The organism is Dyadobacter sp., from assembly GCF_039919315.1.
In the GTDB taxonomy this organism is placed as follows: domain Bacteria; phylum Bacteroidota; class Bacteroidia; order Cytophagales; family Spirosomataceae; genus Dyadobacter.
Genome location: NZ_JBDSFX010000033.1, coordinates 38,771 through 63,815, shown reverse-complemented (window position 1 = coordinate 63,815; position 25,045 = coordinate 38,771). Strand labels below are relative to the sequence as shown.

The 25,045-nt window shown below is 43.7% G+C and carries 26 protein-coding genes; 8 read left to right on the top strand and 18 right to left on the bottom strand.

Annotated features, from left to right (window positions below; all coding sequences use genetic code 11):
- Positions 1 to 73 precede the first annotated feature (73 nt).
- Entirely contained in the window at positions 74 to 1,624 is a 1,551-nt protein-coding gene (locus ABIO93_RS09460) for a M20/M25/M40 family metallo-hydrolase (protein ID WP_348066879.1), read from the bottom strand.
- A 146-nt stretch (positions 1,625 to 1,770) separates the two neighbouring features.
- On the opposite strand from ABIO93_RS09460, the gene ABIO93_RS09455 reads away from it, so the two are divergent.
- Positions 1,771 to 2,688 carry a UbiA family prenyltransferase gene (locus ABIO93_RS09455; protein ID WP_348066877.1) on the top strand — a complete coding sequence of 306 codons (918 nt, stop codon included), beginning with the start codon at positions 1,771 to 1,773 and terminating at the stop codon, positions 2,686 to 2,688.
- 16 nt (positions 2,689 to 2,704) lie between these two features.
- Positions 2,705 to 3,364 carry a class I SAM-dependent methyltransferase gene (locus ABIO93_RS09450; protein ID WP_348066875.1) on the top strand — a complete coding sequence of 220 codons (660 nt, stop codon included), beginning with the start codon at positions 2,705 to 2,707 and terminating at the stop codon, positions 3,362 to 3,364.
- Here ABIO93_RS09450 and ABIO93_RS09445 read toward each other — a convergent pair.
- On the bottom strand, positions 3,330 to 4,229 hold the full coding sequence (locus ABIO93_RS09445; RefSeq protein WP_348066873.1) for an EamA family transporter: 900 nt from the start codon (positions 4,227 to 4,229) through the stop codon (positions 3,330 to 3,332). The genes ABIO93_RS09450 and ABIO93_RS09445 overlap by 35 nt on opposite strands.
- Before the next feature lie 241 nt (positions 4,230 to 4,470).
- Between ABIO93_RS09445 and ABIO93_RS09440 the strand changes: the two genes are divergently transcribed.
- A complete protein-coding gene (locus tag ABIO93_RS09440; protein ID WP_348066871.1) occupies positions 4,471 to 5,268 on the top strand; it encodes an HAD family hydrolase in 798 nt (265 codons plus the stop codon).
- A 4-nt stretch (positions 5,269 to 5,272) separates the two neighbouring features.
- On the opposite strand, the gene fabF is transcribed toward ABIO93_RS09440, so the two are convergent.
- The 8 genes from fabF to ABIO93_RS09400 form a co-directional block, all read right to left on the bottom strand.
- Positions 5,273 to 6,526, bottom strand: coding sequence for a beta-ketoacyl-ACP synthase II (fabF, locus tag ABIO93_RS09435; protein ID WP_348066869.1), 1,254 nt, complete (start codon positions 6,524 to 6,526; stop codon positions 5,273 to 5,275).
- 34 nt (positions 6,527 to 6,560) lie between these two features.
- Positions 6,561 to 6,767, bottom strand: a complete 207-nt coding sequence (locus tag ABIO93_RS09430) for a DUF2798 domain-containing protein (RefSeq protein ID WP_348067030.1) — start codon at positions 6,765 to 6,767, stop codon at positions 6,561 to 6,563.
- Between the two features lie 75 nt (positions 6,768 to 6,842).
- The gene (locus ABIO93_RS09425) at positions 6,843 to 7,601 is read right to left on the bottom strand and encodes an SDR family NAD(P)-dependent oxidoreductase (RefSeq protein WP_348066867.1); all 759 of its coding nucleotides are present in this window, start codon (positions 7,599 to 7,601) and stop codon (positions 6,843 to 6,845) included.
- 66 nt (positions 7,602 to 7,667) lie between these two features.
- Positions 7,668 to 8,255 carry a TetR/AcrR family transcriptional regulator gene (locus ABIO93_RS09420; RefSeq protein ID WP_348066865.1) on the bottom strand — a complete coding sequence of 196 codons (588 nt, stop codon included), beginning with the start codon at positions 8,253 to 8,255 and terminating at the stop codon, positions 7,668 to 7,670.
- A gap of 149 nt (positions 8,256 to 8,404) precedes the next feature.
- Complete coding sequence (locus tag ABIO93_RS09415; protein WP_348066863.1) at positions 8,405 to 9,667, bottom strand: sorbosone dehydrogenase family protein; 1,263 nt, start codon at positions 9,665 to 9,667, stop codon at positions 8,405 to 8,407.
- Positions 9,668 to 9,743: 76 nt separating this feature from the next.
- Positions 9,744 to 10,181 (bottom strand): hypothetical protein, encoded by a 438-nt coding sequence (locus ABIO93_RS09410; RefSeq protein ID WP_348066861.1) that lies wholly within the window; start codon positions 10,179 to 10,181, stop codon positions 9,744 to 9,746.
- Between the two features lie 67 nt (positions 10,182 to 10,248).
- On the bottom strand, positions 10,249 to 10,803 hold the full coding sequence (locus tag ABIO93_RS09405) for a DUF2911 domain-containing protein (protein ID WP_348066859.1): 555 nt from the start codon (positions 10,801 to 10,803) through the stop codon (positions 10,249 to 10,251).
- Between the two features lie 52 nt (positions 10,804 to 10,855).
- Complete coding sequence (locus ABIO93_RS09400; RefSeq protein WP_348066857.1) at positions 10,856 to 12,448, bottom strand: serine hydrolase; 1,593 nt, start codon at positions 12,446 to 12,448, stop codon at positions 10,856 to 10,858.
- A gap of 115 nt (positions 12,449 to 12,563) precedes the next feature.
- Here ABIO93_RS09400 and ABIO93_RS09395 point away from each other — a divergent pair, with 115 nt between their 5' ends.
- A complete protein-coding gene (locus ABIO93_RS09395; protein ID WP_348066855.1) occupies positions 12,564 to 13,721 on the top strand; it encodes a DEAD/DEAH box helicase in 1,158 nt (385 codons plus the stop codon).
- A gap of 2 nt (positions 13,722 to 13,723) precedes the next feature.
- On the opposite strand, the gene ABIO93_RS09390 is transcribed toward ABIO93_RS09395, so the two are convergent.
- The 7 genes from ABIO93_RS09390 to ABIO93_RS09360 all read right to left on the bottom strand — a co-directional run bounded on the left by ABIO93_RS09390 (position 13,724) and on the right by ABIO93_RS09360 (position 21,395).
- A complete protein-coding gene (locus tag ABIO93_RS09390; protein WP_348066853.1) occupies positions 13,724 to 14,839 on the bottom strand; it encodes a sialidase family protein in 1,116 nt (371 codons plus the stop codon).
- A gap of 59 nt (positions 14,840 to 14,898) precedes the next feature.
- Complete coding sequence (locus tag ABIO93_RS09385) at positions 14,899 to 15,906, bottom strand: NAD(P)H-dependent glycerol-3-phosphate dehydrogenase (RefSeq protein ID WP_348066851.1); 1,008 nt, start codon at positions 15,904 to 15,906, stop codon at positions 14,899 to 14,901.
- A 303-nt stretch (positions 15,907 to 16,209) separates the two neighbouring features.
- Positions 16,210 to 17,628 carry an efflux RND transporter periplasmic adaptor subunit gene (locus ABIO93_RS09380; protein WP_348066849.1) on the bottom strand — a complete coding sequence of 473 codons (1,419 nt, stop codon included), beginning with the start codon at positions 17,626 to 17,628 and terminating at the stop codon, positions 16,210 to 16,212.
- Between the two features lie 96 nt (positions 17,629 to 17,724).
- The gene (locus ABIO93_RS09375; protein WP_348066847.1) at positions 17,725 to 19,218 is read right to left on the bottom strand and encodes a TolC family protein; all 1,494 of its coding nucleotides are present in this window, start codon (positions 19,216 to 19,218) and stop codon (positions 17,725 to 17,727) included.
- A 115-nt stretch (positions 19,219 to 19,333) separates the two neighbouring features.
- Entirely contained in the window at positions 19,334 to 20,569 is a 1,236-nt protein-coding gene (locus ABIO93_RS09370; RefSeq protein WP_348066845.1) for a nucleoside recognition domain-containing protein, read from the bottom strand.
- A 76-nt stretch (positions 20,570 to 20,645) separates the two neighbouring features.
- Positions 20,646 to 20,894 carry a hypothetical protein gene (locus ABIO93_RS09365; RefSeq protein ID WP_348066843.1) on the bottom strand — a complete coding sequence of 83 codons (249 nt, stop codon included), beginning with the start codon at positions 20,892 to 20,894 and terminating at the stop codon, positions 20,646 to 20,648.
- Between the two features lie 252 nt (positions 20,895 to 21,146).
- The gene (locus ABIO93_RS09360) at positions 21,147 to 21,395 is read right to left on the bottom strand and encodes a hypothetical protein (protein WP_348066841.1); all 249 of its coding nucleotides are present in this window, start codon (positions 21,393 to 21,395) and stop codon (positions 21,147 to 21,149) included.
- Positions 21,396 to 21,497: 102 nt separating this feature from the next.
- Here ABIO93_RS09360 and ABIO93_RS09355 point away from each other — a divergent pair, with 102 nt between their 5' ends.
- Positions 21,498 to 22,412, top strand: coding sequence for an IS1595 family transposase (locus ABIO93_RS09355; RefSeq protein WP_348066839.1), 915 nt, complete (start codon positions 21,498 to 21,500; stop codon positions 22,410 to 22,412).
- A complete protein-coding gene (locus ABIO93_RS09350; RefSeq protein WP_348066837.1) occupies positions 22,409 to 22,564 on the top strand; it encodes a hypothetical protein in 156 nt (51 codons plus the stop codon). Before ABIO93_RS09355 ends, ABIO93_RS09350 begins: the two co-directional genes overlap by 4 nt.
- Here ABIO93_RS09350 and ABIO93_RS09345 read toward each other — a convergent pair.
- On the bottom strand, positions 22,561 to 23,298 hold the full coding sequence (locus ABIO93_RS09345; protein WP_348066835.1) for a hypothetical protein: 738 nt from the start codon (positions 23,296 to 23,298) through the stop codon (positions 22,561 to 22,563). The two genes, ABIO93_RS09350 and ABIO93_RS09345, sit on opposite strands and share 4 nt — an antisense overlap.
- A 118-nt stretch (positions 23,299 to 23,416) precedes the next feature.
- Between ABIO93_RS09345 and ABIO93_RS09340 the strand changes: the two genes are divergently transcribed.
- Both ABIO93_RS09340 and ABIO93_RS09335 read left to right on the top strand, forming a co-directional pair.
- Positions 23,417 to 23,779, top strand: coding sequence for a helix-turn-helix transcriptional regulator (locus ABIO93_RS09340; protein WP_348066833.1), 363 nt, complete (start codon positions 23,417 to 23,419; stop codon positions 23,777 to 23,779).
- Between the two features lie 754 nt (positions 23,780 to 24,533).
- Complete coding sequence (locus ABIO93_RS09335; protein WP_348066831.1) at positions 24,534 to 24,914, top strand: hypothetical protein; 381 nt, start codon at positions 24,534 to 24,536, stop codon at positions 24,912 to 24,914.
- Positions 24,915 to 25,045: the final 131 nt, after the last annotated feature.

Below are 25,045 nucleotides of genomic sequence, written 5' to 3'. Positions count from 1 at the left end.
TATTTGTATTCGTTGAAATAAAAAAAGCAAAGACAATATAAGTCTTTGCTTTCAATAAAAAGGTATGATTTCGTTAATCCAAACCGCCTCTGCGCGTTGGTTTCCTTTGCTCTGGCCATGCCCCGGGCTCACCCTTCGCATTCACAGGCAGAATACTCTTTTCGCGGGATGTTTTGGCCGGATCTTCGCTAGCCTGATAGGCCATGATAGCCGCCAGGATCGCATTGCTGCGAACATCGTCAAACACGATTTTATCATACGTATCGCGGTTGGTATGCCAGGTATAGGTACCGTACGACCAGTTAAGCGAGCTGAGTGAAAACGCAGGAGCTCCCGCAGCTACAAATGATGCGAAGTCGGAACCGCCCGCACCGGGTGCTCCGGGAAACTTGGATTCAATCGGCGTTTTGATAGCCTCAGGCACTTTCGTCAGCCAGCGGCTCAGGTATTCATAAGAATTAAGGAAGCCTTGTCCCGACAGGTTAACAACCCGGCCAGTACCATTGTCCTGATTAAAAACCGCCTGTATATTCTGAATAATTTCAGGATGGTCTTCCACAAAAGCACGCGAACCATTCAGTCCCTGCTCCTCGCTCCCCCAATGTCCTGCCAGGATCGTACGTTTTGGATTAGGATACACTTTTTTCAAGATGCGCATGGCTTCCATCATTACTATCGTCCCGGTACCATTGTCTGTGGCTCCGGTACCACCGTCCCAGGAGTCGAAATGGGCTGAGAGGATCACGTATTCATTGGGTTTTTCAGTCCCCTTTATTTCACCGATCGTGTTAAAAGTCTGGCTCACGCCAGTTTCCTTGGCATCCGCCCGCACGCTGATTTTCGGCGTATGTCCTGATTCGGAAAGGCGGTAAAGCAGTCCGTAATCTTCCAGCGAAATGTCAATAGTAGGAACCATTTTGGTATAAGCCCCAAATATTTTGTTCGCACCAAAGCCTTTTGACCAATAAGACATTACCACGCCAGCCGCGCCCGCTTTTTCCAATGCAACAGGCAATGTGCGAGTGGTATATCCGGTCTTTTTTAAGCGATTGGTCCAGGCCTCAGTCTGCGCGTCACGGTCTTTTTTCATTTTTTCAAATGACTCCTTCGTGCCAAATTCCTGCCAGTTATAATCAGGGCGACCAGTTGGCTGGTTCATACTGATCATTACAAATTTACCTTTTACCGACGGCAGCCATTTCTGGAAAGAGGTCGAATCAGCCACATCAGCAAGGATAATTACATCGGCTGTGACCGTCTTTCCTGCCGTTCCCGGGCTCCATGCCAGCTGCATACCTTCGAGTGATTTCACCCGCGGAGCTACCATATCAATATGCGAAACACCCCGCTCCCATCCGCGCCATTCGCCCCACTTTTCATTTTTGGCGGTAATGTTCCATCCTTTATACTTGCCCACGGCCCACTCATGCGCCTGCTGCATTTGCGGCGAACCCACCAGCCGCGGGCCGATCACATCCATCAGCTCATGCGCCAGTTTTTCCAGTTGTGAATTTTCCGTAGCTTCTTTGACGATATTTTCCACGATCGGATCTTTACTCTGAGAGAATCCCGGATTGACATAAAATGCAAAGACCAGGGTAAAAATCAGGGAGATTTTTTTCATTTAAGTGATGGTTTAAGAATTGTATATGTTTTCTAATTTAAGGAATCTCGTTGTAGATTAGCTAGCCGTCTTTAAAAATTCTAAATCGATATTTTAATTGTATTATTCCTGAGGTATCCTTGCCGCCAATGGTTTAAAATGTGCACATGGGGAACAGAATTGTAGCTTTCATTTTCTTTGCAAATTACTTCGTGGGTTTGCTGGCCGTGGCATTGTCTGTCGAAACTGCTTTCCAGCTCGGCCTGCCGCTTAACTCTGCTGCTTACTACATTCTGCTTTTTAGCGCCACCGTTTTTTATTATACCAAAGCGTATTCCGTTCCGGTAAGCCTGACTGTTTCTGCCAACCCGCGAACGGAATGGTACCGAGTACATCCCGGTTTTGTACGGGCAAGCCAGGTGACATTGATTTTCGTTTGCAGCGCGCTGATTTTTTGGATTTTAATGAAGGATTTTGCCAAGATCATCAGTTTACCATTCTATTACTGGATACTGCTGGCAACGGTACCGGCTGCTGCTATTCTCTACTACGGCCTTCTGCCTGAATCACTTATATCATTAAATCTGCGAAGAACGGGTTGGTTCAAAGCATTCGTGATCGGGTTTGTGTGGGCGGGCTGTGTGAATCTTTTTCCGGTCGCTGTGGTGCGGATCGAGCAGGGAATCACCATTCAGGAGCCGGTTCTGATGTTTTGGTTATTTGTAAAGAACTGGATGTTCTGTACCGTCAATGCCATTATGTTTGACATGAAAGACTACGAAGATGACGCCAACATTGAACTCAAAACATTCGCAGTCAGGATGGGGCTGAAAAATACGATCTCATATGTACTGGTACCTCTACTTTTGATAGGCCTGCTTTCCTTTCTCACATTTGCGGCTTACAGACATTTCAGTACGCCTACCATTTTATTGAACCTGATCCCATTTGTCTGCCTTTTAGTTGTCGCCTTTTCGCTTCACCGACCGCGCAAAATTCTTTACTACCTCATTGTGATCGACGGACTGTTGCTCGTCAAAGCGGTTTGCGGTATTACTGGTATTTTTTTTGAGCAGCTTTTATAAGCATTTAACACACAGCATGACTAACAATTACGATCAGGTCGCGGGGAGTTATGATATGCTCAGCAGGCTGGTATTTCGAAACTCAATCGTGCATGCGCAGCAAGTAGTGCTTCCTTTTTTGAATGTGCCGTGCCGTCTGCTCATTGTGGGTGGCGGTACCGGTTGGATATTGGAAGAATTGGCGAAAATTCATCCGAGCGGGTTCGTCGTTACCTATGTTGAAATTTCTGGCAAAATGATTGACCTGGCTAAAAAGAGGAATGCCAAACAAAACCCGGTTTCATTCATTCACACAACCATTGAAGATTTTGAATCGTCCGAAAAATTTGACGTGGTAATGACCCCTTTTCTGTTCGATAACTTCGGTAACGACAAAGCGGCAGCTGTTTTTGCAAAACTAGACCAGTTATTGCTTGAAGGCGGTAAATGGCTTTTTGTTGATTTTTATATTGATAAAAAAATCAATGGAATCTGGCAAAAGATCCTGCTCAAAAGTATGTACTGGTTCTTCAAAATAGTATGTCGCGTTGAAGCCAGCAAGTTACCCGAAATGGAAGCGCTCTTTCGCCTGGGAGAATACAATGTGATTCACAAAAGCTACCACTATCGCGGATTCATTCAGTCCGTAGCATACCAGAAAGTCAAACCAGCGCAGCCCGCCTTCTTCCAAAAATAAACCGCTCGTTAAACACCACAATGGAGATCAGGATCAGCGAATACGCGATAATTTGGATGGAATTGATCGGCTCATTGAAGTATAGCAAGGCGATCGCAAAGTTCATGAGCGGGTTAATATAAAGCAAAATCCCCATAGTGGAAGAAGTAACTCCCTGCAATGCATACAGATTCATAAACAACGGCAGAATTGTAAAAACAATGGCAATCAGGGCTATCAATGCATAAAAAGAAAATTCTACCGGAAGCGCTACGCTGTATTTTGGGTAAAATGGCAGTAATATCAGGGCCGAAAAAAGAATCTGTACAGTGAGTACCAGGAATTTATCCAGACCTATATTTTTCCGTTGACTTACCAGATAAAATGCATAGGAAGCTGCCACAATCAGACTATATGCAATGTCAGCAATGTTATTGAAAGACAGCAACATACAACTCAGTACGCTCATCAACACCGCCGTCCATTGCCATTTGCTCAGTTTTTCATCCAACACGAAATAGGCGATTACGGTGGTCATGATAGGGCACACCAGATACGCAAAGGAAGCTGCTTTGACGCTGATATGGTTCATCACATAAATGAAGAAAAACCAGTTGGCGGTCAGCAATACCCCACCAGCTAAAGTCAGCAGCGAAACGCGTTTCCGCTGAGCCACAGGCATTTCTTTAAACTTTTGAATGTTCTCTTTCAATACTTTGACGCGAACAAAAAGGCTGATCACTGCCATGATCGCCGCACACATAAATACGCGGTAAAAAAGAATGTCGAGAGACGGGTAATCGTGCAGCGGCTTTAATGCCAGACTAAAAAAGCCCCAGATAACGAAGGAAAGAAATGCGATGAGGTAATATTTTGAAAATTTCATGAAGTGGTGGTATTGAGCCTGTTGCCCGGCGAACGCCGCCCGGCAAACGTTGCGCGGTGGACAATTGTTCCAACAACAGAATAAAAAAGCCAGTTCATCGGTTGGACTAATTCGTGTCAAATGTGAGAAAAATAAGATTGTCCGGTTGGGTCTGAATAATTAGTCAACCTAAAAAACATGTCATACTTGAACCATAGCGTGTATATTTGGCTTGATTAAGTAGCTAACATTTAAAAATAATATGACTTTTTCGGATATCAGGCTGGTGGCCACGGATATGGACGGTACGCTTTTGAACTCAAAACATGAGATAAATGAAGCATTTTACCCGGTTTTCAGAAAATTAAAAGACCATGGGATCATTTTCGTAGCTGCCAGTGGACGTCAGTATTTTAATCTCACCAAAGCGCTTGACAAGGTGAAAGACGAAGTCATTTTTGCTGCTGAAAACGGCAGTTACATCGTTTTTCAGGATCAGGAAATCCACATTCAGGCCATTGACCATCAGATTGTTAGAGAATTGGTATCAAAATCCCGAAATATCCCGAACACTTATCCGATCATTTGCGGGAAGAAAAAAGCCTACGTGGAAAGCGACGAACCTGAGTTCATCAATCACCTGAAATTGTATTTTGAAAGGTATGAGGTCGTGAAGGATCTTACTGAAATTGAGGATGATCAGTTTTTGAAGTTTACATTATGCGATCTGGCCGGTTCCGAGGGCAACAGTTATCCGCATTACAAACACTACCAAAACAGCCTGCAAGTGAAGGTTTCAGGGCCAATTTGGCTGGATATTTCGCATAAAGATGCCAATAAAGGCAAGGCAATGGAGGTTCTTCAGGAAAAATTCAATGTGACTTTTGATCAAACGATGGTTTTCGGAGATTACTTGAATGATCTCGAAATGCTGACCAAAGCGCATTACTCCTACGCGATGGCCAATGCGCACCCGGACATCAAAAAAATAGCCCGTTTCATCGCCAAAAGCAACGATGAAAACGGGGTAGTTGAAGTACTTTCGGAATTGACAGACTAGCCGTTTATTCCGCTGTATATTTCTTGAAGATGGAGGTAGCAGTGTGGCCTCCAAAACCGAATGTGTTATTAAGCGCGTAGTTAACGGTCTGTTTCACGGAGTCACCCAGGATAATGTTCATTCCGTCGGGGATATTTTCGTCCAGGTTTTCCGTGTTAATAGTACCCGGGATGATGTCATTTTGAACCACTAATGTACAAATGATTGCTTCCAATGCTCCGGCCGCTCCCAACAAATGTCCTGTCATCGACTTCGTAGCACTGATTGCAACCTGATGGTCACCGAACACTGTTTTCATACCATTCAACTCGCTCATATCGCCTAATCCCGTGGACGTAGCGTGCGCATTCACGTAGTCGATCTGATCCGCTGCGATCCCCGCTTCTTTCAACGCTTTTCTCATTCCCAGGGCAGCGCCCATTCCGTCAGGCGGTGTTCCCGTAAGGTGATAAGCATCAGCTGCCATTCCACCACCGACAATTTCAGCATATATTTTCGCACCTCTCGCTACGGCATAATCCAGGTCTTCCAGGATCAGTGCAGCGGCACCTTCACCCATTACAAAACCATCTCTGTCTTTGTCAAATGGACGCGAAGCTCTTTCAGGATCATCGTTTCTTTTTGAAAGTGCCTGGGCTGAACCAAATCCTCCCAAGGAAGAATAGATAATCGCAGCTTCCGAACCACCTGCTATCATTACTTTCGCTTTGTCCATTCTAATGGTATCGAAAGCGCTGATCAATGCAGTATTGGAAGATGCGCAGGCCGAAACCGTGCAATAGTTAGGTCCGTGCAGTTTGTGACGGATAGAAATAACACCCGCCGCAATGTCCACGATCATTTTCGGAATAAAGAAAGGACTGAACCTTGGTACACCTCCCGAAGCGTGAAATTCCAGCAATTGCTCTTCAAAAGTGCCCATTCCTCCATTACCGGTCGCCCAGATCACGCCCATGTCGTAGCGTTCAGTCACGTCAATGTTGGCAAAATCCAGACCGGAATCCTTGATAGCCATATCCGACGCTGCAATGGCGTATTGGGTATGCAGGTCGTACTTTTTAAGTTCCTTTTTTTCGATAAAATCCTCCGGGTTGAAGTTCTTCACTTCACATCCAAACTGCGTCTTAAACTTGGAAACATCCATCTTCGTAATGGTGGCGGCACCGCTAACACCATTGACAATATTTTCCCAGAATTCGTCTACTGAATTTCCGAGGGGAGAAATGACTCCCAGACCTGTAACAACTACTCTTTTCATAAAAATTTTAGAAGTTTTTCGAAGACATCAGAAGTTATGTGTCAATCTCCTGAGTCACTGCATCTTTGAACATGCCATTCACCAGTTTTTGAACCTTCGGCCCGACCAGTAATATCACGGGAATGACCAATAAATAAGCCATGCTCCAAGATTTCAGCCAAATCACCAAAAAATTGGGAACAAATCCAATATTTATAGAAATCAAAGTAAAGGAAATTATACCCGTCGTGATAATTCCCATGATCATAGCAAAAGCGATTTTCTCTCTCACGATAATATAAGTTGTAGGATTAATATTGAAATGAACAACAAACGGCTAAGCCACTTTCTGTTGAATACCAGGATTCATGGCTAGTAAAGCATCGGCAGGAGACTGTAAAAACAATTGGAAAAGCTGTGCGGTGCGCCCAACCTGTATTTCATAAGTATCGTTTTCAAATGCATTGATCAGGTCGTCTGCCACTTCTTTGGGAGGAATACCATTTTCACCACCGATTTCAGTAGAAAATTCAGTATTAACCAGCGGCGGCATCAGCTCAAATACCTCGATATCTGTTGCTTTTCCCAAAGCAATCCGAAGTGACTGACTGTATGAATGCAATGCTGCCTTACTCGCGGCATAAGTTGGGATCACATGGTTCGGCACAAAAGCGGCGATGCTGGACACATTCACGATGGCTGCTTCGCCGTTATTTTTAAGCAATGGCAACAATAACTGGTTCAGGCGAATTACCGAAAGGTAGTTGGTAAGCATTTCTTCTTCCGCGTTGGTATAAGCATCCACATTTTCGTCCAGACCGTAGTAGGAAGCTTTGCCAGCATTGTTGATCACGACATTCAAAGAAGGAAAATCATTTTGCAGGATCGCTACCAGGTTGGCCACATCGCTTGCACTTGTAACATCCGTGGCGATGTGTGTTACATTTTTAAGTTTTGAAGCCGCATTCTGTAATCTCTCTTCATTTCTTCCGGTGATGATCACGTGGTTATCTTTTTCAGAGAAAGCTTTTGCGATCTCAAAACCGATTCCGGCGCTGCCGCCTGTTACTAATATTGTGTTTCCTGAAGTTTTCATTTTTGTATTATTGAATTGATTTGAATATTAATATACCGATCGGTATATTTTAGTTTAAAATTTTTTTTAGCTTAAATCATTGATCATTTTTGAGACTGATTTCATAATGCATGTCCGGTAGCTGAGATTGCCCGTTACCTTGCTCACCATAATGCCTCCTTCAATGAGCGCAACGATGGTAATGGCAATTTGCTCCGGGTCCAATTCTGCGCTGAACTCATTGTCTGCGATTCCCTTTTTAATTAGCGTCGCAATGCTGTTTTTCCACGACGTGATCGCATCAGCAGCCTTCTTCCTGAGTGTAGGGTGGGTGTCATCAGCTTCTGTGGAAGTATTAAGGATCGGACAGCCTCCTTCGGGAAAACGGCTACCCATAAAGTTTTCGTAAACACTGGCGTAAACCTGCAGCTTCTCTTTAACCGACGTCTGCTTGTCCATTTCGCTTTTGATCACACCGAACATCTGTTTAACGTTATGATCAAATGCGGCCAGGGCAACTTCATCCTTATTTTGAAAATTGCCGTAAATGCTTCCTTTGGTAAGGCCGGTCGCCGTCAGCATATCATTGAGCGAAGTACCCGCATACCCTTTCACATTGAAAATCGGTGCGGTTTTCTCGATGATAAATTGCCTGGTTTTTTCTGCCTTATTCATGTGATTAAGATTAACGATACAAAAATATACCTATTGGTATATTTTTCCAAACATTTGTCAGAATTTATTTTAAAATCTTTTTTCAAATCACAAAAAAGCGGCCTGATCATCCCGACCAGGCCGCTATTCTATCCCTCATAGCTAATGTCTTAATTGGCGGTTACGCGCCATATCGTATTTCCCGAATCGTCATTTACAAGTAGCGAGCCATCTTCCATGACTGTCACTCCAACCGGACGACCGTAAACTTTCTCTTCATTTTCAACAAAGCCGGTCAGAAAATCCTCCGGCTTCCCGGCTGGTTTTCCATTTTTGAATGGAACGAATACCACTTTATATCCAGCCAGCTGCGAGCGGTTCCACGAACCGTGCTGACCAATAAAAGCACCATTTTGATATTTGGCCGGAAACTTGGTCTTATCATAAAACGCCAACCCTAGTGAGGCAGTATGTGACCCAACCGGGACATCCGGGACTAAGGTCTTAGCCACCAAGTCGGGACGCTCGCCTTTTCGTCTGGGGTCTTCATTTTTACCAAAGTAAGCATATGGCCAGCCATAAAAACCGCCTTCCTTCACGCTGGTAATGTAATCGGGCACCAGATCATCGCCTAGTAGATCTCGCTCATTCACAGCAGTCCAGAGTTCATTGGAGCCCGGTGCCCAGTCCATTCCTACCGGATTTCGCAAACCGCTGGCAAACACTTTTTCTCCGGTACCGTCGGGATTGATTTGAAGAATATTTGCCCGCCGCTTTTCCACAGCTATTCCATGGTCCGCCACATTACTGGCCGATCCCACAGATACATATATCTTCGAACCGTCCGCATTGGCAAGCAGATTTCTCGTCCAGTGATTGTTATATCCCCCAGCCGGCAGGTCAAGTATCTTCTCTCCTTTGCTGGTTATTTTAGTCTCTCCTTCTTTATATGTGTATCGGTACAACCCATTTGTATTCGCGACATAGAAATAATTTTTGAGTACCAACATCCCCAAAGGTTTGTTGAGCTTTTCTATAAAAATCTCCCTCAGCTCCGGTTTGCCATCTTTGTTCACATCCCTTAAAAGTGTAATCCGGTCAGCACTTTTCTTGGTACTTGACTCTGCTACAAAGACATCGCCATTGGGCGCAACATAGGTCCAGCGCGGGCTGTTGAATTTATCTGCGTATCTGGTAACGGTAAACCCTTCGGGAGCTTTCGGCGTCACTCCATCCGGCCATCCTTCCTCCTTCGGTCGCTTTTCTACTGATTTGCTGGCAAACGGAGCCGGTAGCACGAGACTATCCGTAACTGTCTGCACCGAATCCGGGCCACTTTGGGCAGCAGCTTCCTCCTCTTTATCCTTACTGCCGCAGGCCAACATGGCACTGAGCGCCAAAAAACATGCAACATTGATATGAATTCCTTTCATGGTTTTTTGGCGTTAAATGCAAAAAGCAGATCATTGGTTTGTAGTCAATGATCTGCTTTTACAATAATAATGCCAGCTATATCAGCCCTCTTTCTTTCAAAACTGCCTGCTCGTCACCAGTGATGTAGGCGAATATTTTCAGTGCCCCGTCCAGATGCTGAAGAAAGTACATGACCGTAAATTCTATGGAATCGGTGGTTCCATCCTTTTCGTAAAACGATTCCCAATACACTTCCACCATGTAGTGAAATTCATACAATTCGGTGATATCCAACTGCCTGATCTCCATTTTGGTAGTACCAATGGATCGGTAGAAATCGTATCCCTTTGGAATAGCATCCAGAAAATCCTGGTCGTTTTTCCCTCCGGTCACACCCACCGGGCTCGCTTCCACGAAAAAGTCTGCAAATGCATTGGCGGTATCTTCCGCTATCGGATTCCCCGCCAGGCCTTTCTCAAATCTCTTTTCGTAGGATTCAAAAAACTGTTCAATCTTGTCATTTATATCCTCCATATTTCTAATTGCAATGGTTAGGAGGTAATTTCAGGAAAGAACTGTGCCAAAAGCCTTTATACAAATACTAGAAAGTAACAGGTACTTCTACAACCGCTGAATCCCAACCCAGGAACATTTTAGCCGAAGTATCCGACACTTTTTCGAAAACAATAGAGAAGTTTTCAATCGGTGCATCCGCCTTTTTCACAGGAGCAATAACGCGAAGTACATCACTACCCTCTTTGTATTTGTATGCGCCCCAATAGTCCAGATCGGAGTTCAGAATGATCGTCCACTCCTTTTCGCCAGGGATTGAAAACAATGAGTAAGTCCCAGCCTTCACTTTCTTGCCTCCTATCGTAGCATCCTGGTAAAATTTGATTTCAGTCGACTCGTCAGCACCGGTTCTCCATACTTTTCCGTACGGTTCCAGTTTGCCAAATGCCTCACGGCCTTTCAAATATGGACGGCTATACGATACTTTTACCAATGCTTTCTCTCCATCCTTGCGATCATGTGCGAAATGGTCAGGGAAGTACGCTATATCACGCGGACTTTTGTCCAACGCCCTGAATTTCTGAGCCTGCGCTCCAAATGCTAATACTGTCAATAAAAGGGAAAGGATAATGTTCTTTTTCATAGAAACAGATAAGTTGTTATTAATTGATTGAGTTAGTGAATGAAAGATAATTCTAAGTAAGCATTTTACCAGTTAAAACCGGGCGGGGATCTTTGGTATTACCCAAAATGGCAAGGCTTCGCTTAAATGAAACCTGTACATTATCGCCTTCAAACTGGCAGGTAACCGTTTCGTAGTGAGCTGTTTCAATAAAACGCCAGGTCATTTCAAAGGTATTATCGTCGATCCACGCACCGTTCCCCGCGATCTTGGATTTGATCTCTCCCGGAACCGGCGTAAGTACCAACTTCAATGGCAATGTCGAAAGGTCCGTCATGCCGATCTTCCAGCTGCCAATACCGTTCACGATCAAATGCTCCCCGCCATCGTCTTTTAACCTGAATAAGCACCAACCTTTTGCGAATTCAAATGATACCTTATTAATTTTCAGTTCATTATCAGCAATTTTGAAACTCTTGCCATTCAGCTTAGCGGCCAGGGTGCCCTCCGGTTTGCCTGGCGTCAGCGGCAGATTTAATGCAGTCAGTTTCTTCTGCAACCCTGCCAGCACATCTTTGTCTTCCGAAACCCGGCCAATCTTTACGGATTTTAGAATATGGTTCCAGACGTGATCCAGAATGGCTTGCATATTGCTGGTTTCGCTGGTAATGGCGATCACCATGTCCTCTTTGGGCAGCACGATGCAATATTGTCCATACGCGCCATCACCCCGGTAGCTGTCATTGCGGCACCGCCAGAACTGGTACCCATAACCCTGCAACCAGTCATTTTCCTCAGCCGGACGAGATCCTCCTTTCGATTGTATGTGTGACCGCGTCGCTTCCTCCACCCAGGCCGCAGGCAGTATCCGTTTGCCATTCCATTCGCCTTTTTGCAGGTATAACTGGCCAAATTTCGCGATATCCTCTGTTTTCACCCGAAGTCCCCAGCCGCCGGTATTAATTCCGTTGGGATCAGTTTCCCAGTCCATATCTTCAATGGAGAGTGGCTGAAACAGTCGTGGTTTGAGATATTCCAAAAGTGTATTCCCGGTAAGCTTCTGGATAATGGCGGAAAGCATATAGGTTGCGCCACTGTTATACACAAAAAACGTCCCCGGCGTATGCTCCACAGGCTGGGCCAGGAATGATTTTACCCAATTTTTATCCGGTCCTCCCCGCAATGCTGGCGTGGAATCTTTATCGTGGCCCGTCGACATGGTTAGCAGGTCTTTTACGCGCATCGCAGCGAGGTTAGGACTTACAGTCGCCGGTTTATCATTTGGGAAAAACGAAATAACCTTGTCCTCAACAGTCAGCTTACCTTCTGCTACGGCCAGCCCGATCGCCGTGGATGTAAAGCTCTTGCTCAATGAATAAAGCGTATGTTTCAGATCCGGCGCGTACGGTGCCCACCAGCCTTCCGCAACTACTTTTCCCTGCCGGAGAATCATCAGACTATGCAGGTTCAGCTTATCGGCTTCAACGGCATTGGCAAAATCCATGATGCCTTTCGCAGTCATCCCCTGCTCATCCGGCGAACTTCTCGGTAACTGGCCATATTGGAGAGACGATGCCCATACTGAGGCCGGAATGGCGCTGATCACGCCCAACTGGAGGGCGCCAAATCCTAGTTGTTGTAAAAATTCCCTGCGATTGTAAGACATTGTGATAGAAGTAAATGTTCGGTAAAGTCATAAGGTAAGGCAGTGGCCGGATCGATTAGTCTGAAATGTTTGCAGGTAATGGTATCTTTGTGCTTTTAACAAAACTTTTGACCCATTGTCAGATAACACCGCATCTTTCAAATCGCTTGGCCTGTCCGAACCACTATTAAAAACCATTGCAGAACAGAATTATACTCAACCTTATCCGATTCAGCAGGAAGCGATTCCCGCAATTTTGAAAGGAAATGATGTTCTGGGAATTGCTAAAACCGGTTCAGGTAAGACTGCTGGTTTTGTTTTGCCGATTCTGGAATTATTTCAGGACAAACCGGCAGCGCCAAACAGGCATATCACAGCACTGATACTGGTTCCGACCCGTGAACTGGCTGTACAGATAGCGGTTGTGTTTCAGACATTTGGTGAAAGACTGCCCAGAAAAGTGAAAACATTGGCGGTTTATGGCGGGGTTTCCATTAATCCGCAGATGATCTCTTTGCAGGGCGTGGAGATATTGGTCGCGACTCCGGGCAGGCTTCTGGACCTGCTGTCGCACAAGGCATTAAGTCTTGCGGAGACGCGAATCCTGGTATTGGATGAGGCCGATAAAATGCTAAACCTCGGCTTTGCCGATGAAATGAAGGATATTTTCTTTCTGCTTCCTAAAAAACGCCAGAGCATTCTTTTCTCGGTCACATTGGGGGACGAAGTGGATGCTATCAACAAAAATCAGTTAAAAAACCCGGTACGGATTGAGATTGAAGAGGAAGAGCAAAACCTCGATCTGATCAAGCAGACGGGTTATTTTGTAGATCCTGAGCGGAAAGGGCCATTGCTAAGGTACATCATCAAAACCCAGGAAATGAAGCAGGTACTGGTTTTCGTATCCGCTACCCGCACGGCTGATAACCTGGTTGAAAAACTCAATAAAAACGGAATAGAGGCTATGGCGATGCATAGCAAAAAAAGTCAGGGCGCCCGTACGGAAGCCCTGAATAAATTTAAATCCGGTAAGTTGACTGTCCTCGTGGCTACCGACCTGGTTTCCCGAGGTATTGATATTCAGTTTCTTCCCTATGTGATCAATTTCGAATTGCCGCGCTCACCCAAAGATTACGTTCACCGCATTGGCAGAACGGGCCGTGCTGAATCTCCCGGAGAAGCATTGTCATTGATTTGTCCGGAAGACGTTCATCATTTCAAGATCATTCAGAAAAAAATGGGCAAACGCGTTGAAATGCTGGAATCTTTTGACCTTGAATTACAAGGCTACTAACCTTACTTTTTCTCTTTCGCCGCCAATTCTACAATATCCTTTTTGCTACCAGTCCAGAAAGCCACTTTCCGGCGATTGAATGTATAGGTAACTGCTACCGAGTCGCCCCAGCTGATAATGGCTGGGTAAGAGTATTCGTCTTCTTTTTTACCCCTGGCAATGTCGATCTTATCTGTCCAGTTTTGTCCGTCGTCGTATGACAGGATTAAGGACAATGGCGAGCGTGAGCCCCAGTTTTCGTTGTCAGGATTGTAAGCAAGCACCAATGTGCCGTCCGTGATTTTAGTCAGGTCAATGCCGCTGTTGGGGTTAGGCAAGCTCGTTTTTTTAATGGTTGACCAGGTTTTCCCAAAATCTTTAGAATCGCTGCGTGCAATCACACCGCCCGTAGTCCTGATCAGCATGTGTACATGGCCAGGAGTAGATTCCCACAATGTAGGCTGAATGGCTCCTTTGCCTTTAATTTCAAGCGTATCAATTTTAAAATACGGACTAGCCACCCAGGTTTTGCCTTTATCCGTGCTCCTATCTACAAAAACCTCCCAGCGATTCACTTCATTGGAAGCACCGGCGAGCCAGTCACCATTCGAGAGTTCTATCAATTTATTTTTGACAGGTCCTCTGCCGCCTTTGTCACCTTTTACCAATTCGTAGGCTTCCGACCAGGTTTCTCCATTGTCAGCCGAGGTTTTAACCCAGGTCTCCCATTGCGCTATCTCTTTTCCTACTTTGAAATACAAAATCACCTTGCCGTCCTCAGTTTTCTGCAACACAGGGTTCCAGTGCGCATCTTCACGAATTTTCGCGACTTCTTTCGGGGCACTCCAATTTCCCGGCTTGCCTTTTGAAACCCATATTCCTACGTCCGGATTCTTTTCTTCTGTTCCTCCAAACCATGCGATCAGAAACTGGCCATCATTCAAACGTACCAATGTAGACGCGTGACATTGAGCGAAAGGACGATCATCTCCAAACACAAATTCTTTCTTGCTGGCCAGGGTATCTGCTTTTTCGCCGTCGGCTGTTTCCGTTTTTTTTGAATTACAGGAGGAAAGTATGAGGGTACCGAACAAAAGGACGGCTGCCAGACAGTTATAAAGGTTTTTGGAAATAGTCATATTTGCTTTTAAAAGTGAGATATATGGAAAAGTACCCTGCATAATACTAATCAGGCTATTTATTTCAGTAATTTCTTCAATTCTTCCATGACTAGTGAAGGCGCTTGATCCTCGTACAAAATACTGTAAACCGCATTGGTGATAGGCAGGTTAACATGATGCATTGTGTTAAGTGTGTGAATGCTTTTAGTAGCATAGTAGCCTTCCGCAATCATTTTCATTTCGAGCTGGGCGGCTTTCACACTGTACCCACGGCCGATCATATTACCGAAAAGTCGGTTACGACTAAACTGCGAATAGGCAGTCACCAGCAAGTCGCCCAGGTAGGCCGACGAGCTCAGATCACGTTCGCGGGGATCTACAGCTGTTACGAAACGACCTATTTCCTGCATTGCATTAGAAACGAGTACCGCCTGAAAATTATCTCCGTAACCCAAGCCATGTGTAATGCCGCAAGCAAGCGCGATAATGTTCTTCATCACTGCCGAATATTCAACACCATACAAATCGTCCAGCGGGTTGGCAGTAACGTAGCGGCAGGTCATCAGTTTGGCAAAATCCTCAGAAGTCTCGCATTCGGTGGAAGCGATAGACAGGTAGGATTGCTTTTCCAATGCCACTTCCTCAGCGTGGCAAGGCCCTGCAATGACGCAGGTTTCATTCAGATCAATGCCGAATTCATTGGAAATCCAGTCCGTGATGAGAATGTTCTGCTCGGGTACCATGCCTTTGATGGCGGAGACAATGCGTTTTCCCTGTAAATGTTTAGCTGTTAAAAGTTGTAAAGACTCCTGAACAAAAGCGGCAGGTACCGCCAAAATCACATAGTCAGCGCCTTTGACGGCGTCAGTGGTTTTTTCAAAAACCTTTATTTTTTTGGGAGAAAGTACCACATCGCTGAGGTAACTGGGATTGTGGTGAAATTTGCGAATATGCTCAATGTCTTTCTGATTTCTCAGCCACCACCTGATCTGCACATTATTCTGTTCGCACAATATCTTGATCAGTGCCGTTGCCCAACTGCCTCCTCCGATTACTGCAATTTTGATGTTATTTAAGAAACTCATCCCTTACCCGGTTTAAAATGATCCGGCCATATATTCGCAAATTTGACCGATCGGTTTCAAAAATGGGAAGATTTTGACAGAAATGTATCAGCACATTCTATTTTTTGACAGCGACATGTACACCAAATAAATACTACACTACATATTCTACAAGCGTTCCGACTGAGCTGTTTTAACATTAAAAACCTCACTATAAGTACATTAAACAGCATAAAATAAAAATTCCTTGCAGCAAAGCCGCAAGGAATTTCTTTTTTAACCTAAACTAAATCGAACTTATTACATTTTTACAACGTACCAGTTCTAGTTTTCATTTGATTTTTTCTCGTCTTTTTTCACTTCTACTTTCTTTTTTTCTACCAGGTCACCATTATTCAGGTTTTTCGACACCGCAATGTACGGTCCTGAAATAATCTGATCACCCGGTTTAAGCCCTGAAAGGATCTCTATATTCTCAAAATCGCTGATGCCGGTTTTCACTTCCTTCATCTCCGCCTTTCCTTTCACGTCGATAAACACAACCTCTTTAATTGCTTCTTCCTTTTTAGGTTTTTTGTCGTTCTCCGCAGGCGCATCATTATTAGGCGGGCCTTGCGTAGGAGCGCCCGCAGGCGGCGTGTTGCTACGGGTGGTCACCGCAGCGATCGGCACCGATACGACACCATTTTTTCTTTCAGTTATGATCTCCACAGAAGCCGTCATACCTGGTTTGAATGGGTAAGATTTTTTCGACTTCGATACCATCAGGTCCTGAAACGATTCATTCAGTATTTTGACTTTTACCTCAAATTCCGTCACAGCGTCGGAAGAGGCACTTGATGCAGAAGCACTTCCCGTTGCCGAGGCCAAACCTGCCGCTGTATTAGCGATTTCTTTGACAATACCTTTAAATTTCCTTCCGGATGAACTATACGCATCCACATCAATTTCAGCAGTATCGCCGAGCTGCACCCGTACAATGTCATTTTCGTTTACATTGACGCGAACTTCCATATTGCTAAGGTTGGCGATCCGCATCATTTCAGTACCCGCCATTTGAGAGGTTCCTACTACGCGTTCGCCCGCTTCCACATTCAATAACGAGATTACACCGCTCACAGGAGCGAAAATACTGGTTTTACGCAGGTTCTCAGCTGCATCACGCATGCTGGCTTCTGCACTTTTAATGTTGAATAAAGCGGCCGAAACATTTGCCTTTGCCGACTCTATATCCTGCTGCGCTACTCCATAGGTTGAAGAGAACTGCTCGAAATCGGCTGCCGAGATAACTTTGTCGGCAAATAGCTTTTTGTTCCGTTCGAAATTGGATTTAGCCTGTATCATTCGCGCTTCCGACTGCGCTACCATGGCTTTGGTCTGCTCATAATTGGCTTTGCTTGAATTCACTGCGGCCTGTGCACGGGCCATTAAGGATTCGTAATTATCAGGACGGATCTTTAATAGTAACTGTCCTTTCACCACTGAATCGCCCTCGGCCACATTGAGTGCAATAATCTCTCCTGAAACATCAGGGCTAAGCTTCACTTCCACTTCCGGCTGAACTTTCCCGGACGCGCTAACGCGTTCGATGATGTCCGATTTCTTTACGATCGTGTATTCAACCTCGGTGGTCTTAGGCTTTCCAATGTAACCCGCCTGCTTGGCCCCGAATAAACCGGCAACGAGAAGTACTACAAGGCCTGCTGTAATCCACCAGATTCGTTTCGAAGATTTACGTGCCATATTTTTTAGATTACAATTAATTGTTGGTTGCTGATATCAATGGAGTTTTCTGATCGTATTTCAAAAAACCTGAGGGTAATGATTGGAATGCGAATGTCAAAAATCCGAGAGCGGGCGGTTCATGTAGAAATCAAGGATCTTAGTCCTGAAAACATAGTCATACTTGGTTTGAACCAGGTTTCCGTTTGCTTTGTCGAGATTGGCTTTGGCGATGTTGTATTCTACTGAGTTAATGGCGCCAGCATCGAAACGTACCTGCGAAACCCTGAATGTTTCCTGCAAAGCCCTCACCTGATTAGCGGTAGCAGAATAGCGTTTTGCTGAATTGTTCATATCAATATACGCCTGCTCCACATTTTTACGAATGGTGAGCAAAACCTGCTGCGCCTGATACTCGTATGTTTTCTGCTGAAGTTTCGCGTTCGCCACATTGTACTTCACTCTGAAATTGGTGAAAATCGGAATGTTCAGATTGAGGTTAATGGCAGAGTTGCGGTTAAAGTTCAGCTGATCCAGGTATCCGAATGTTCTTAATGCACCATTAGGAACCGATATTTTCTGAACAATCGGCACTTGTTGGTTATTGACAATAATGTAGTCGGTTTTTGAAATCACGTCAGTATTGGTAAATCCCGATCCGTCTGAAACAAACCGCTCTTTTGGCGCGGCACTTGAATATGCAGTATAAACTCCTCCGCTCAGTGTTAATGACGGCATAGCGGCGCCTTTTGCAAGATCTACATTGGTTTTGGCTGCCTCAATTCTCATATTGGCGGCTTTCATCTGGGGCAAATTAGCCAGGGCAGTTTCAAATATTTCCTGAATAGTTGCGTCGTAAACTTTCAGACTTGGATCAGCAACTTCAATCTTCACCACATTGATCTGCTCGCTGCCGGGCATGTTCATATATTGTTTCAAATTCAGTTTAGCGGTTTCGAGATTATTTTCGGCATTCACCAAAGTTAGTTCATCATTGGCGAGCTGTGCTTTCAAATCGAGCAAGTTACTTTCGGCGAGTGTTCCGGCTTCTACCAGTTTGGCTGTTCTGGCAACCTGTAAATTAGAAGCGTCAACCTGTCTGCGCGCGACCTCGATCAGTTCCTGGTTAGTGATCACCTGTAAATAAGACAATGCCACATTCAGCATGATATCATTCCGGGTCGCATCCAGGTCTTTGGCACTCGCATTGTAATTCGCCTCGTTGAACTTGATCGTGTTTTTGATCTGAAACCCGTTGAACAAAGTGACCTGACCGCCCAGCTGGTAGTTGTTGGAGTTAATGTTCTGCTGAACAAACTGGTTGGTAAACGGGTCAATATTTCTACCGGAGCTGAATCCCTGGCCTGCGCTAAAACTGATACTCGGCCAGCGCTGCCACTTGGACTGGGCATAAATATTGCCGTTCGTTTGTACCGTAAGTTCCGATTGTTTCAGCTGCGGATTGGTTTCCAGCGCAATTTTAATGCAGTCTTCCAGCGAGTAAGTATTGGCTGGCTGAGTTACATCATTTTGTGCAAATGCAGGCCCTACGGCCATTGTTGCGTAAAATATCAGGAAAACAAATGAGAAGCGGCGTAACGAATTAAACATAAGCTGTTCAGAGTTAGATGACCAATATTAATGTTTACCATAAAAAACAACCATCCAAATTATACGGACGGTTGCATAACAGGGTAAAAGGGCGATTTAAAGAGAGTTGGAAAAATCAATGAAAAAATAAGTATCCCAGCCAGATTCCAGCCAAAACGCCGATCAGATCTGCGATTAATCCCGCTACAATGGCATAACGCGTGTTCTTAATTCCGACAGAACCGAAGTACAGCGCTACTATATAAAGTGTGGTATCAGCCGACCCCTGAAAAATACAAACCAACCGTCCGACGAATGAATCCGGGCCGAATTCCTTCATGGCGTCTATCATTAAGGCACGCGCCCCGCTGCCACTCAGGGGTTTCATGAGAGCAACCGGTAATGCATCAGTGAAATCCGTATTCAGACCTGTTAGTGAAAACATCCATTTCAAACCATCAATCAGATAATCCATTGCCCCGCAGCTTCGAAAAGCACTGATCGCCACGAGCAGCCCCACGAGGTAGGGAATAATCATTACGGTCGTGCTGAAACCCGCTTTCGCCCCTTCGATAAATGATTCAAATACGTTGACTTTTTTGAATAAGGCTGTCCCTAAAAATCCGGCGATCACCGCGAGCAAAACTGAATTGCCTACAAAAATGGATATCGTCTCGATCTGCTCTTTGGGTAATCCTGACAGGTACCACAGCAGCAATCCCAAAACCGCGGTAATGCTACCAAGCCAGGACATTACGGTCCAGTTAAAAAGGTTGATCCTTTGCCAGGAGGCAGTAATGATCATCGCCGTCACCGTCGTAATGTAAGTCCCTACCACACAAGGTATGAAGACATCGGAAGGACTTTCCGCCCCTAGAATCGCTCTTTGCGCAATAATGGACAAAGGTATGATCTGCAAACCCGAGGTATGCAGCACCAGAAACATGATCTGCGCATTGGAAGCAGTGTCCTTGTTTGGGTTTAATTCCTGCAGGCTTTGCATGGCTTTGAGCCCGAACGGGGTAGCCGCGTTGTCGAGTCCCAGAAAATTGGCAGAAAAATTCATGATCATCTGACCATTCGCCGGGTGATCCTTCGGTACTTCCGGAAAAAGCTTGTTAAAAAACGGCCCGATGATTTTGGCCAGACCATTGATAATCCCCGCCTTTTCGCCCACATTGAGAATACCCAGAAAGAACGTCATCACACCCGTCAATGGCAATGCAATGTCCATTACCGCTACTTCGGCCATTTTCAACATTCCCTCGGTTACCTCTTTGAAAGTCTGTACATCGCCTGTGAGTATGAATTTTAGAAATGCCACCGCGAAGGCAATTAAGAAGAATCCTACGAAAATATAGTTTAAAGCCATAGTTGGGGTCTTGTGTGGGAGGCGGGATTATTAATAATTTGGGCAATGATATACCAATTTACACCTGTTTCTTACCTTATACACGGTCTAAATCAGATAGAATTGATTCAAGCTCCCTTACAATGACTGGATTTTTAGAAGTTTCCGGCATAAGGGAAATAAGTTTTCCCATTGGCACATAGTCGGTTTTCTCTGTTCCGGGGAGAATCTCCACGAACTGATAGTCATCAAAAGTTGCGCCACCTTTTCCGTTTGTGAGAAGAACTCTCTTATCGAGGTAGCCCCTGGCTTTCTTGACAATCTTGTCGTGCTGCTCTTTTGTCATGACTTGTCGAATTTCGTGATATTTATAAGAAACGATAAGTATTATGAAAAATATTGAAATAAAGATCGAGGAACCTATTGATCGTTTTCCAAAATTCAAAAATTGGATTAATGCTTTACATTTGAATGTTCCAATATCCGAATGTGAAACTCAAGAGATATCGAAAATGATCATCGATCTTTTAAACGCCGACCTAATTGGTGACGAAGAAAAGATTAGTGTATTTAAGAGATTGATAATGAAATTTAACGGCTATTCTGTAAGAAAATCCACAGGTTTGGCAAATGTGTCTAACATCTCTTGAGCATCAAAATCCTTGGTTACTCCTTTATCTGATATAAATCTTGTCTTAGTTACATATTCTTCACTTTCGAATAAAACCAAAACTTCCTTACACATATACCGATCAAATGTAGCATTGTTTTTGTCGGTATAGGTTATTACGCAGCCAACAACTACTTCCGCTCTATTTTTAAGTTCTTCTGCTTGGTCTCTGGTCATTATAATAGATGTTTAGGGTTAAATTTAGTATAAAATACTACTCAAAAACCTAGGTTTAGTGTAAACTTCTTCTTATCTTTATATCTGTAACTCTCTGATATTATGATAGGTGAATTCAAAAGTATACTTGATTTGGTTAAAGCATTTCCTACAGAACAGGATTGCATTAGTCACTTGGAAAAGCTTCGTTGGAATGGGAACGTTGTCTCTCCTTTTGACGAGACTTCAAAGGTTTATTTCTGTGCTAACAATCGGTATAAGTGCAAAAACACGGGGAAATACTTCAATGTTAAAGTTGGTACTATTTTTGAGGATACCAAAGTACCATTGATTAAGTGGTTTATGGCCTTATACATCTTTTCTTCCCACAAAAAGGGGATTTCATCTCACCAACTTGCTAGGGATATTGATGTTACACAAAAAACCGCTTGGTTTTTACTACACCGGTTGAGATATGCTTTCGACCATCCAGATTTCAAGAAAGCTCTGGCAAACACTGTAGAAATAGACGAGACCTATATAGGTGGAGATGAAAAGAACAAGCATAAAAGCAAGAAAACCAAAGGAACTCAGGGCAGAAGTACCAAAACCAAAAAGCCGGTCTTAGGGATGCTCGAAAGAGGCGAGTATGTTATTGCCAATGTGGTTCCCAATACTAAAATGGCAACTTTACAGCCTGTAATAAAAGCTAATGTTAAGTGTAATACCAAGGTTATGACGGATGAATGGAAAGCCTATAACAGCCTTCATAAGACGTACGAACACAAAAGAGTCAATCACGGTGCCAAGCAATTTGTGAACGGAATGGCTCATACGAATGGAGTTGAGAATTTCTGGAGCCACCTAAAGCGAGGTATCGACGGCATATATCACTGGGTGAGTGTAGGTCACTTGCAATCATATGTTGATGAATTCTCATACAGATATAACACAAGGAATTATACAACATCCCAACGTTTTAACGTAGTTTTGGAAAACATGACGGGTCGTTTGACGTATAAGGAGCTTATTTCATGAAGACAATTGATAAACAGAAGACAACGAAGAACAAGAAAAGCATAAAGTCCACAGATTCAGAAAATCCTGAACCTGAGGTTGTTTTGAGGGCTGAGTTCGACGGAAAACTGATTGCTTTGATGAAGGTTAAGCCTCCCAAAAAGGAAGATTAATCGGGTAGTATGAAAGAACAATCACACATTTTGCTTTGGTCGAAATTGTGATTTTCTTGGCATTTTATGAATGTTCCGAAGGTGCCTGGTTCTGTGCTAGTCCATGTTTTCCACCTATAAAAGTCTTCACTAGCGTATTTCTTAGCTTCAAGTTGAAATTTTCGGGAAACCTTATAGTGTCCTTGTATTAAGATTTTAACGGCCTGTCTCCCGTACTTATCCTCTTCCTCCATTCCCTTAAACACCATCACAAAGCCCTTTGGGTTCCAAGGTTCTGTATAGAGATAACCTCCTATCTTGTCAAGCTGTAAAATATGATAAGTTTCCGGGTTCCAGCTGACAATTAAGGTATCTGGGGTCGTTTGATTTGAAGGTTCATTCCTCTTTTCTAAACATTCTTGATAAGCCGGATACTTCGAAAATCCCCCTTCACTCAGCGGTTTCCCATCATTTCCATATAGGGTTGCACATTTATCGATAATATCCATGTATGCCTTCCCATCCGCATTTAATGTCCTGTATTTTTCACCAGTATACTTGTTCTCTGCATGGCTACCTTCACCGTACATTAGTGCTCGATAGGCATTTTCGCAATCACATATTGAGTAGCTAGCCTCCTTTTTGGTGGAATTACGATCAGAGCCTAGCGATTTAGTTAAGCGCATGATGCCCAAGATTCCAATTGTGACCAAAAAGATCAAACCGGATATTTTGTAAGCCTGATTCTCAGTCATTTATTCAGAAGGGATAAGTAATTCATTATTCACCAAAATTATGGCACCCTTTGTAAATCGCCGGTTTATTTTAGAACTGTGAGGATTTATTTAGAACTTGGGAAGAAATAATGATTCAATGGAAATCGGAGAAAAAATCAAGAAGATTCGGGAGTTGAAGAACTTCACCCAGGAGTACATGGCTCAAAAGCTGGAAATGACTCAAGCCGGATATGGTAAAATCGAAAGGAATGAATCTGAACTATCTTACCCTAAGCTACTTAAGATTGCCGAAGTGTTCAAAGTGACCGTTGAAGACATTATCAATTTCAATGAAAAGATGATTTTCAACGTCATGCATAACCAGACAGGAAACGGGTATGTCGTAAACAACGGCTTATCAGATCAAGAAAAGAAGCTTTACGAACAGATCATTGAGCAGCAAAAGGAAGAAATTATCTTTTTGAAGAAAATTATTGAAAAACATCAAACTAACGATTAATTTATCAAACCAGATGTTATGCAGGCTTTAATCTGTCAGGCTATCAAAAATCATAAAGTAATCTCGTTCATGTATGAGGGAACCACAAGAACAGTTGAGCCTTTCACGTTAGGTTGTCTCAAAACCACAGGACACCTGACTTTGGTGGCGTATTGCCTTAAAAATAGTAAACCAGATAAAACTCTTCCGGGTTGGAGAAAATATACTGTCAGTAAGATTACTGCTATTCAAATTTTAAATACTGGAATTCTTTTATCGAGAGAGGGTTACAAGAATCCAAGCTCCGAAATGAAGTCCCCTATAATTGACACTATCTAGTTAAGCTTTGGTTGAACCATTTTAGGCCATCAAGTATTTCTTGATCCGATAATGTATCTTTCCACGATCCGACTGTACTTAGAATTCCATAATCGCATCCTAGGTTTTCCAATAATCTATTAATCTGATATTTTATCTCATGGTCTGTATCTGTAAATAGCTGCTTTGTATCGGTTTGTTCCATACGAGTTGTTTTACTATAAATATGGCCTGGCTAAATTTGTTTGACAATTACATGAACCTTAGATACATTTTTTTGAGCACTGTTGATGATATTAGACAAAAGCTAAACGGAGAGAAATACCATTTACTTAAAGCATGTGGACTACTACGTCATCTATTTCTTGACGGTAAATGCATGTTCTACCAACTTTGCAAGGAATGTAACTATGATCGAAATATCATATTTAAAGCTCACGACCTCAAAAATGATCCCATGATCAACAAGGGAACTTTGCTCATCTGGCAAAAAATTTCCCCAGAAAATGCGATTCATACAAAATTTACTCTAAAAGAGTTTTTAGCATTAGTCTGCCTTCACTACATGGGAGAGCAATTCACTGTGAAAGATGTTTTAAGAGCGTGTTCACATGTTATGGGAGGTGTGCATACTGGCAATCCTGAGAGTGAAAGAGAAAAACTTCTTTGTGATTGGTTCGAAGACTCAAATATTCAGTTCGGCGCAAGAATTGAAACGGATCGAGACAAGTTCGACATTATATTGCGATCTGATGAAACTGCCTTTCAAACGATAAGAGATATCTGTGAAGTCTGCTTGGAAGCTTTACGTCCCTATGAGGAACGAGCCAAGGCTTAAACTTTAGTGTAAATTGGTATATCATTGCCATAATTTGTTTACAATGTAGGGAGGAAAATATTTTATTTAATGCAAATAACAAAGGTATATTGCAAAGTAGTCATGTTCCTGTTAATCAAAATTATCCTTTA

What these genes read in the sequence shown, in the direction of transcription:
- ABIO93_RS09445 (WP_348066873.1), bottom strand. Translation starts at nt 4,229, where the DNA reads ATGAAATTTTCAAAATATTACCTCATCGCATTTCTTTCCTTCGTTATC.
- ABIO93_RS09360 (WP_348066841.1), bottom strand. Translation starts at nt 21,395, where the DNA reads ATGACCAGAGACCAAGCAGAAGAACTTAAAAATAGAGCGGAAGTAGTT.
- ABIO93_RS09335 (WP_348066831.1), top strand. Translation starts at nt 24,534, where the DNA reads ATGATCAACAAGGGAACTTTGCTCATCTGGCAAAAAATTTCCCCAGAA.
- ABIO93_RS09390 (WP_348066853.1), bottom strand. Translation starts at nt 14,839, where the DNA reads ATGACTATTTCCAAAAACCTTTATAACTGTCTGGCAGCCGTCCTTTTG.
- ABIO93_RS09415 (WP_348066863.1), bottom strand. Translation starts at nt 9,667, where the DNA reads ATGAAAGGAATTCATATCAATGTTGCATGTTTTTTGGCGCTCAGTGCC.
- ABIO93_RS09365 (WP_348066843.1), bottom strand. Translation starts at nt 20,894, where the DNA reads ATGACAAAAGAGCAGCACGACAAGATTGTCAAGAAAGCCAGGGGCTAC.
- ABIO93_RS09455 (WP_348066877.1), top strand. Translation starts at nt 1,771, where the DNA reads ATGGGGAACAGAATTGTAGCTTTCATTTTCTTTGCAAATTACTTCGTG.
- ABIO93_RS09385 (WP_348066851.1), bottom strand. Translation starts at nt 15,906, where the DNA reads ATGAGTTTCTTAAATAACATCAAAATTGCAGTAATCGGAGGAGGCAGT.
- ABIO93_RS09425 (WP_348066867.1), bottom strand. Translation starts at nt 7,601, where the DNA reads ATGAAAACTTCAGGAAACACAATATTAGTAACAGGCGGCAGCGCCGGA.
- ABIO93_RS09340 (WP_348066833.1), top strand. Translation starts at nt 23,417, where the DNA reads ATGGAAATCGGAGAAAAAATCAAGAAGATTCGGGAGTTGAAGAACTTC.
- ABIO93_RS09375 (WP_348066847.1), bottom strand. Translation starts at nt 19,218, where the DNA reads ATGTTTAATTCGTTACGCCGCTTCTCATTTGTTTTCCTGATATTTTAC.
- ABIO93_RS09370 (WP_348066845.1), bottom strand. Translation starts at nt 20,569, where the DNA reads ATGGCTTTAAACTATATTTTCGTAGGATTCTTCTTAATTGCCTTCGCG.
- ABIO93_RS09430 (WP_348067030.1), bottom strand. Translation starts at nt 6,767, where the DNA reads ATGGGAATTATCACGACGGGTATAATTTCCTTTACTTTGATTTCTATA.
- ABIO93_RS09380 (WP_348066849.1), bottom strand. Translation starts at nt 17,628, where the DNA reads ATGGCACGTAAATCTTCGAAACGAATCTGGTGGATTACAGCAGGCCTT.
- ABIO93_RS09355 (WP_348066839.1), top strand. Translation starts at nt 21,498, where the DNA reads ATGATAGGTGAATTCAAAAGTATACTTGATTTGGTTAAAGCATTTCCT.
- ABIO93_RS09440 (WP_348066871.1), top strand. Translation starts at nt 4,471, where the DNA reads ATGACTTTTTCGGATATCAGGCTGGTGGCCACGGATATGGACGGTACG.
- ABIO93_RS09460 (WP_348066879.1), bottom strand. Translation starts at nt 1,624, where the DNA reads ATGAAAAAAATCTCCCTGATTTTTACCCTGGTCTTTGCATTTTATGTC.
- ABIO93_RS09450 (WP_348066875.1), top strand. Translation starts at nt 2,705, where the DNA reads ATGACTAACAATTACGATCAGGTCGCGGGGAGTTATGATATGCTCAGC.
- ABIO93_RS09420 (WP_348066865.1), bottom strand. Translation starts at nt 8,255, where the DNA reads ATGAATAAGGCAGAAAAAACCAGGCAATTTATCATCGAGAAAACCGCA.
- ABIO93_RS09410 (WP_348066861.1), bottom strand. Translation starts at nt 10,181, where the DNA reads ATGGAGGATATAAATGACAAGATTGAACAGTTTTTTGAATCCTACGAA.
- fabF (WP_348066869.1), bottom strand. Translation starts at nt 6,526, where the DNA reads ATGAAAAGAGTAGTTGTTACAGGTCTGGGAGTCATTTCTCCCCTCGGA.
- ABIO93_RS09405 (WP_348066859.1), bottom strand. Translation starts at nt 10,803, where the DNA reads ATGAAAAAGAACATTATCCTTTCCCTTTTATTGACAGTATTAGCATTT.
- ABIO93_RS09400 (WP_348066857.1), bottom strand. Translation starts at nt 12,448, where the DNA reads ATGTCTTACAATCGCAGGGAATTTTTACAACAACTAGGATTTGGCGCC.
- ABIO93_RS09345 (WP_348066835.1), bottom strand. Translation starts at nt 23,298, where the DNA reads ATGACTGAGAATCAGGCTTACAAAATATCCGGTTTGATCTTTTTGGTC.
- ABIO93_RS09350 (WP_348066837.1), top strand. Translation starts at nt 22,409, where the DNA reads ATGAAGACAATTGATAAACAGAAGACAACGAAGAACAAGAAAAGCATA.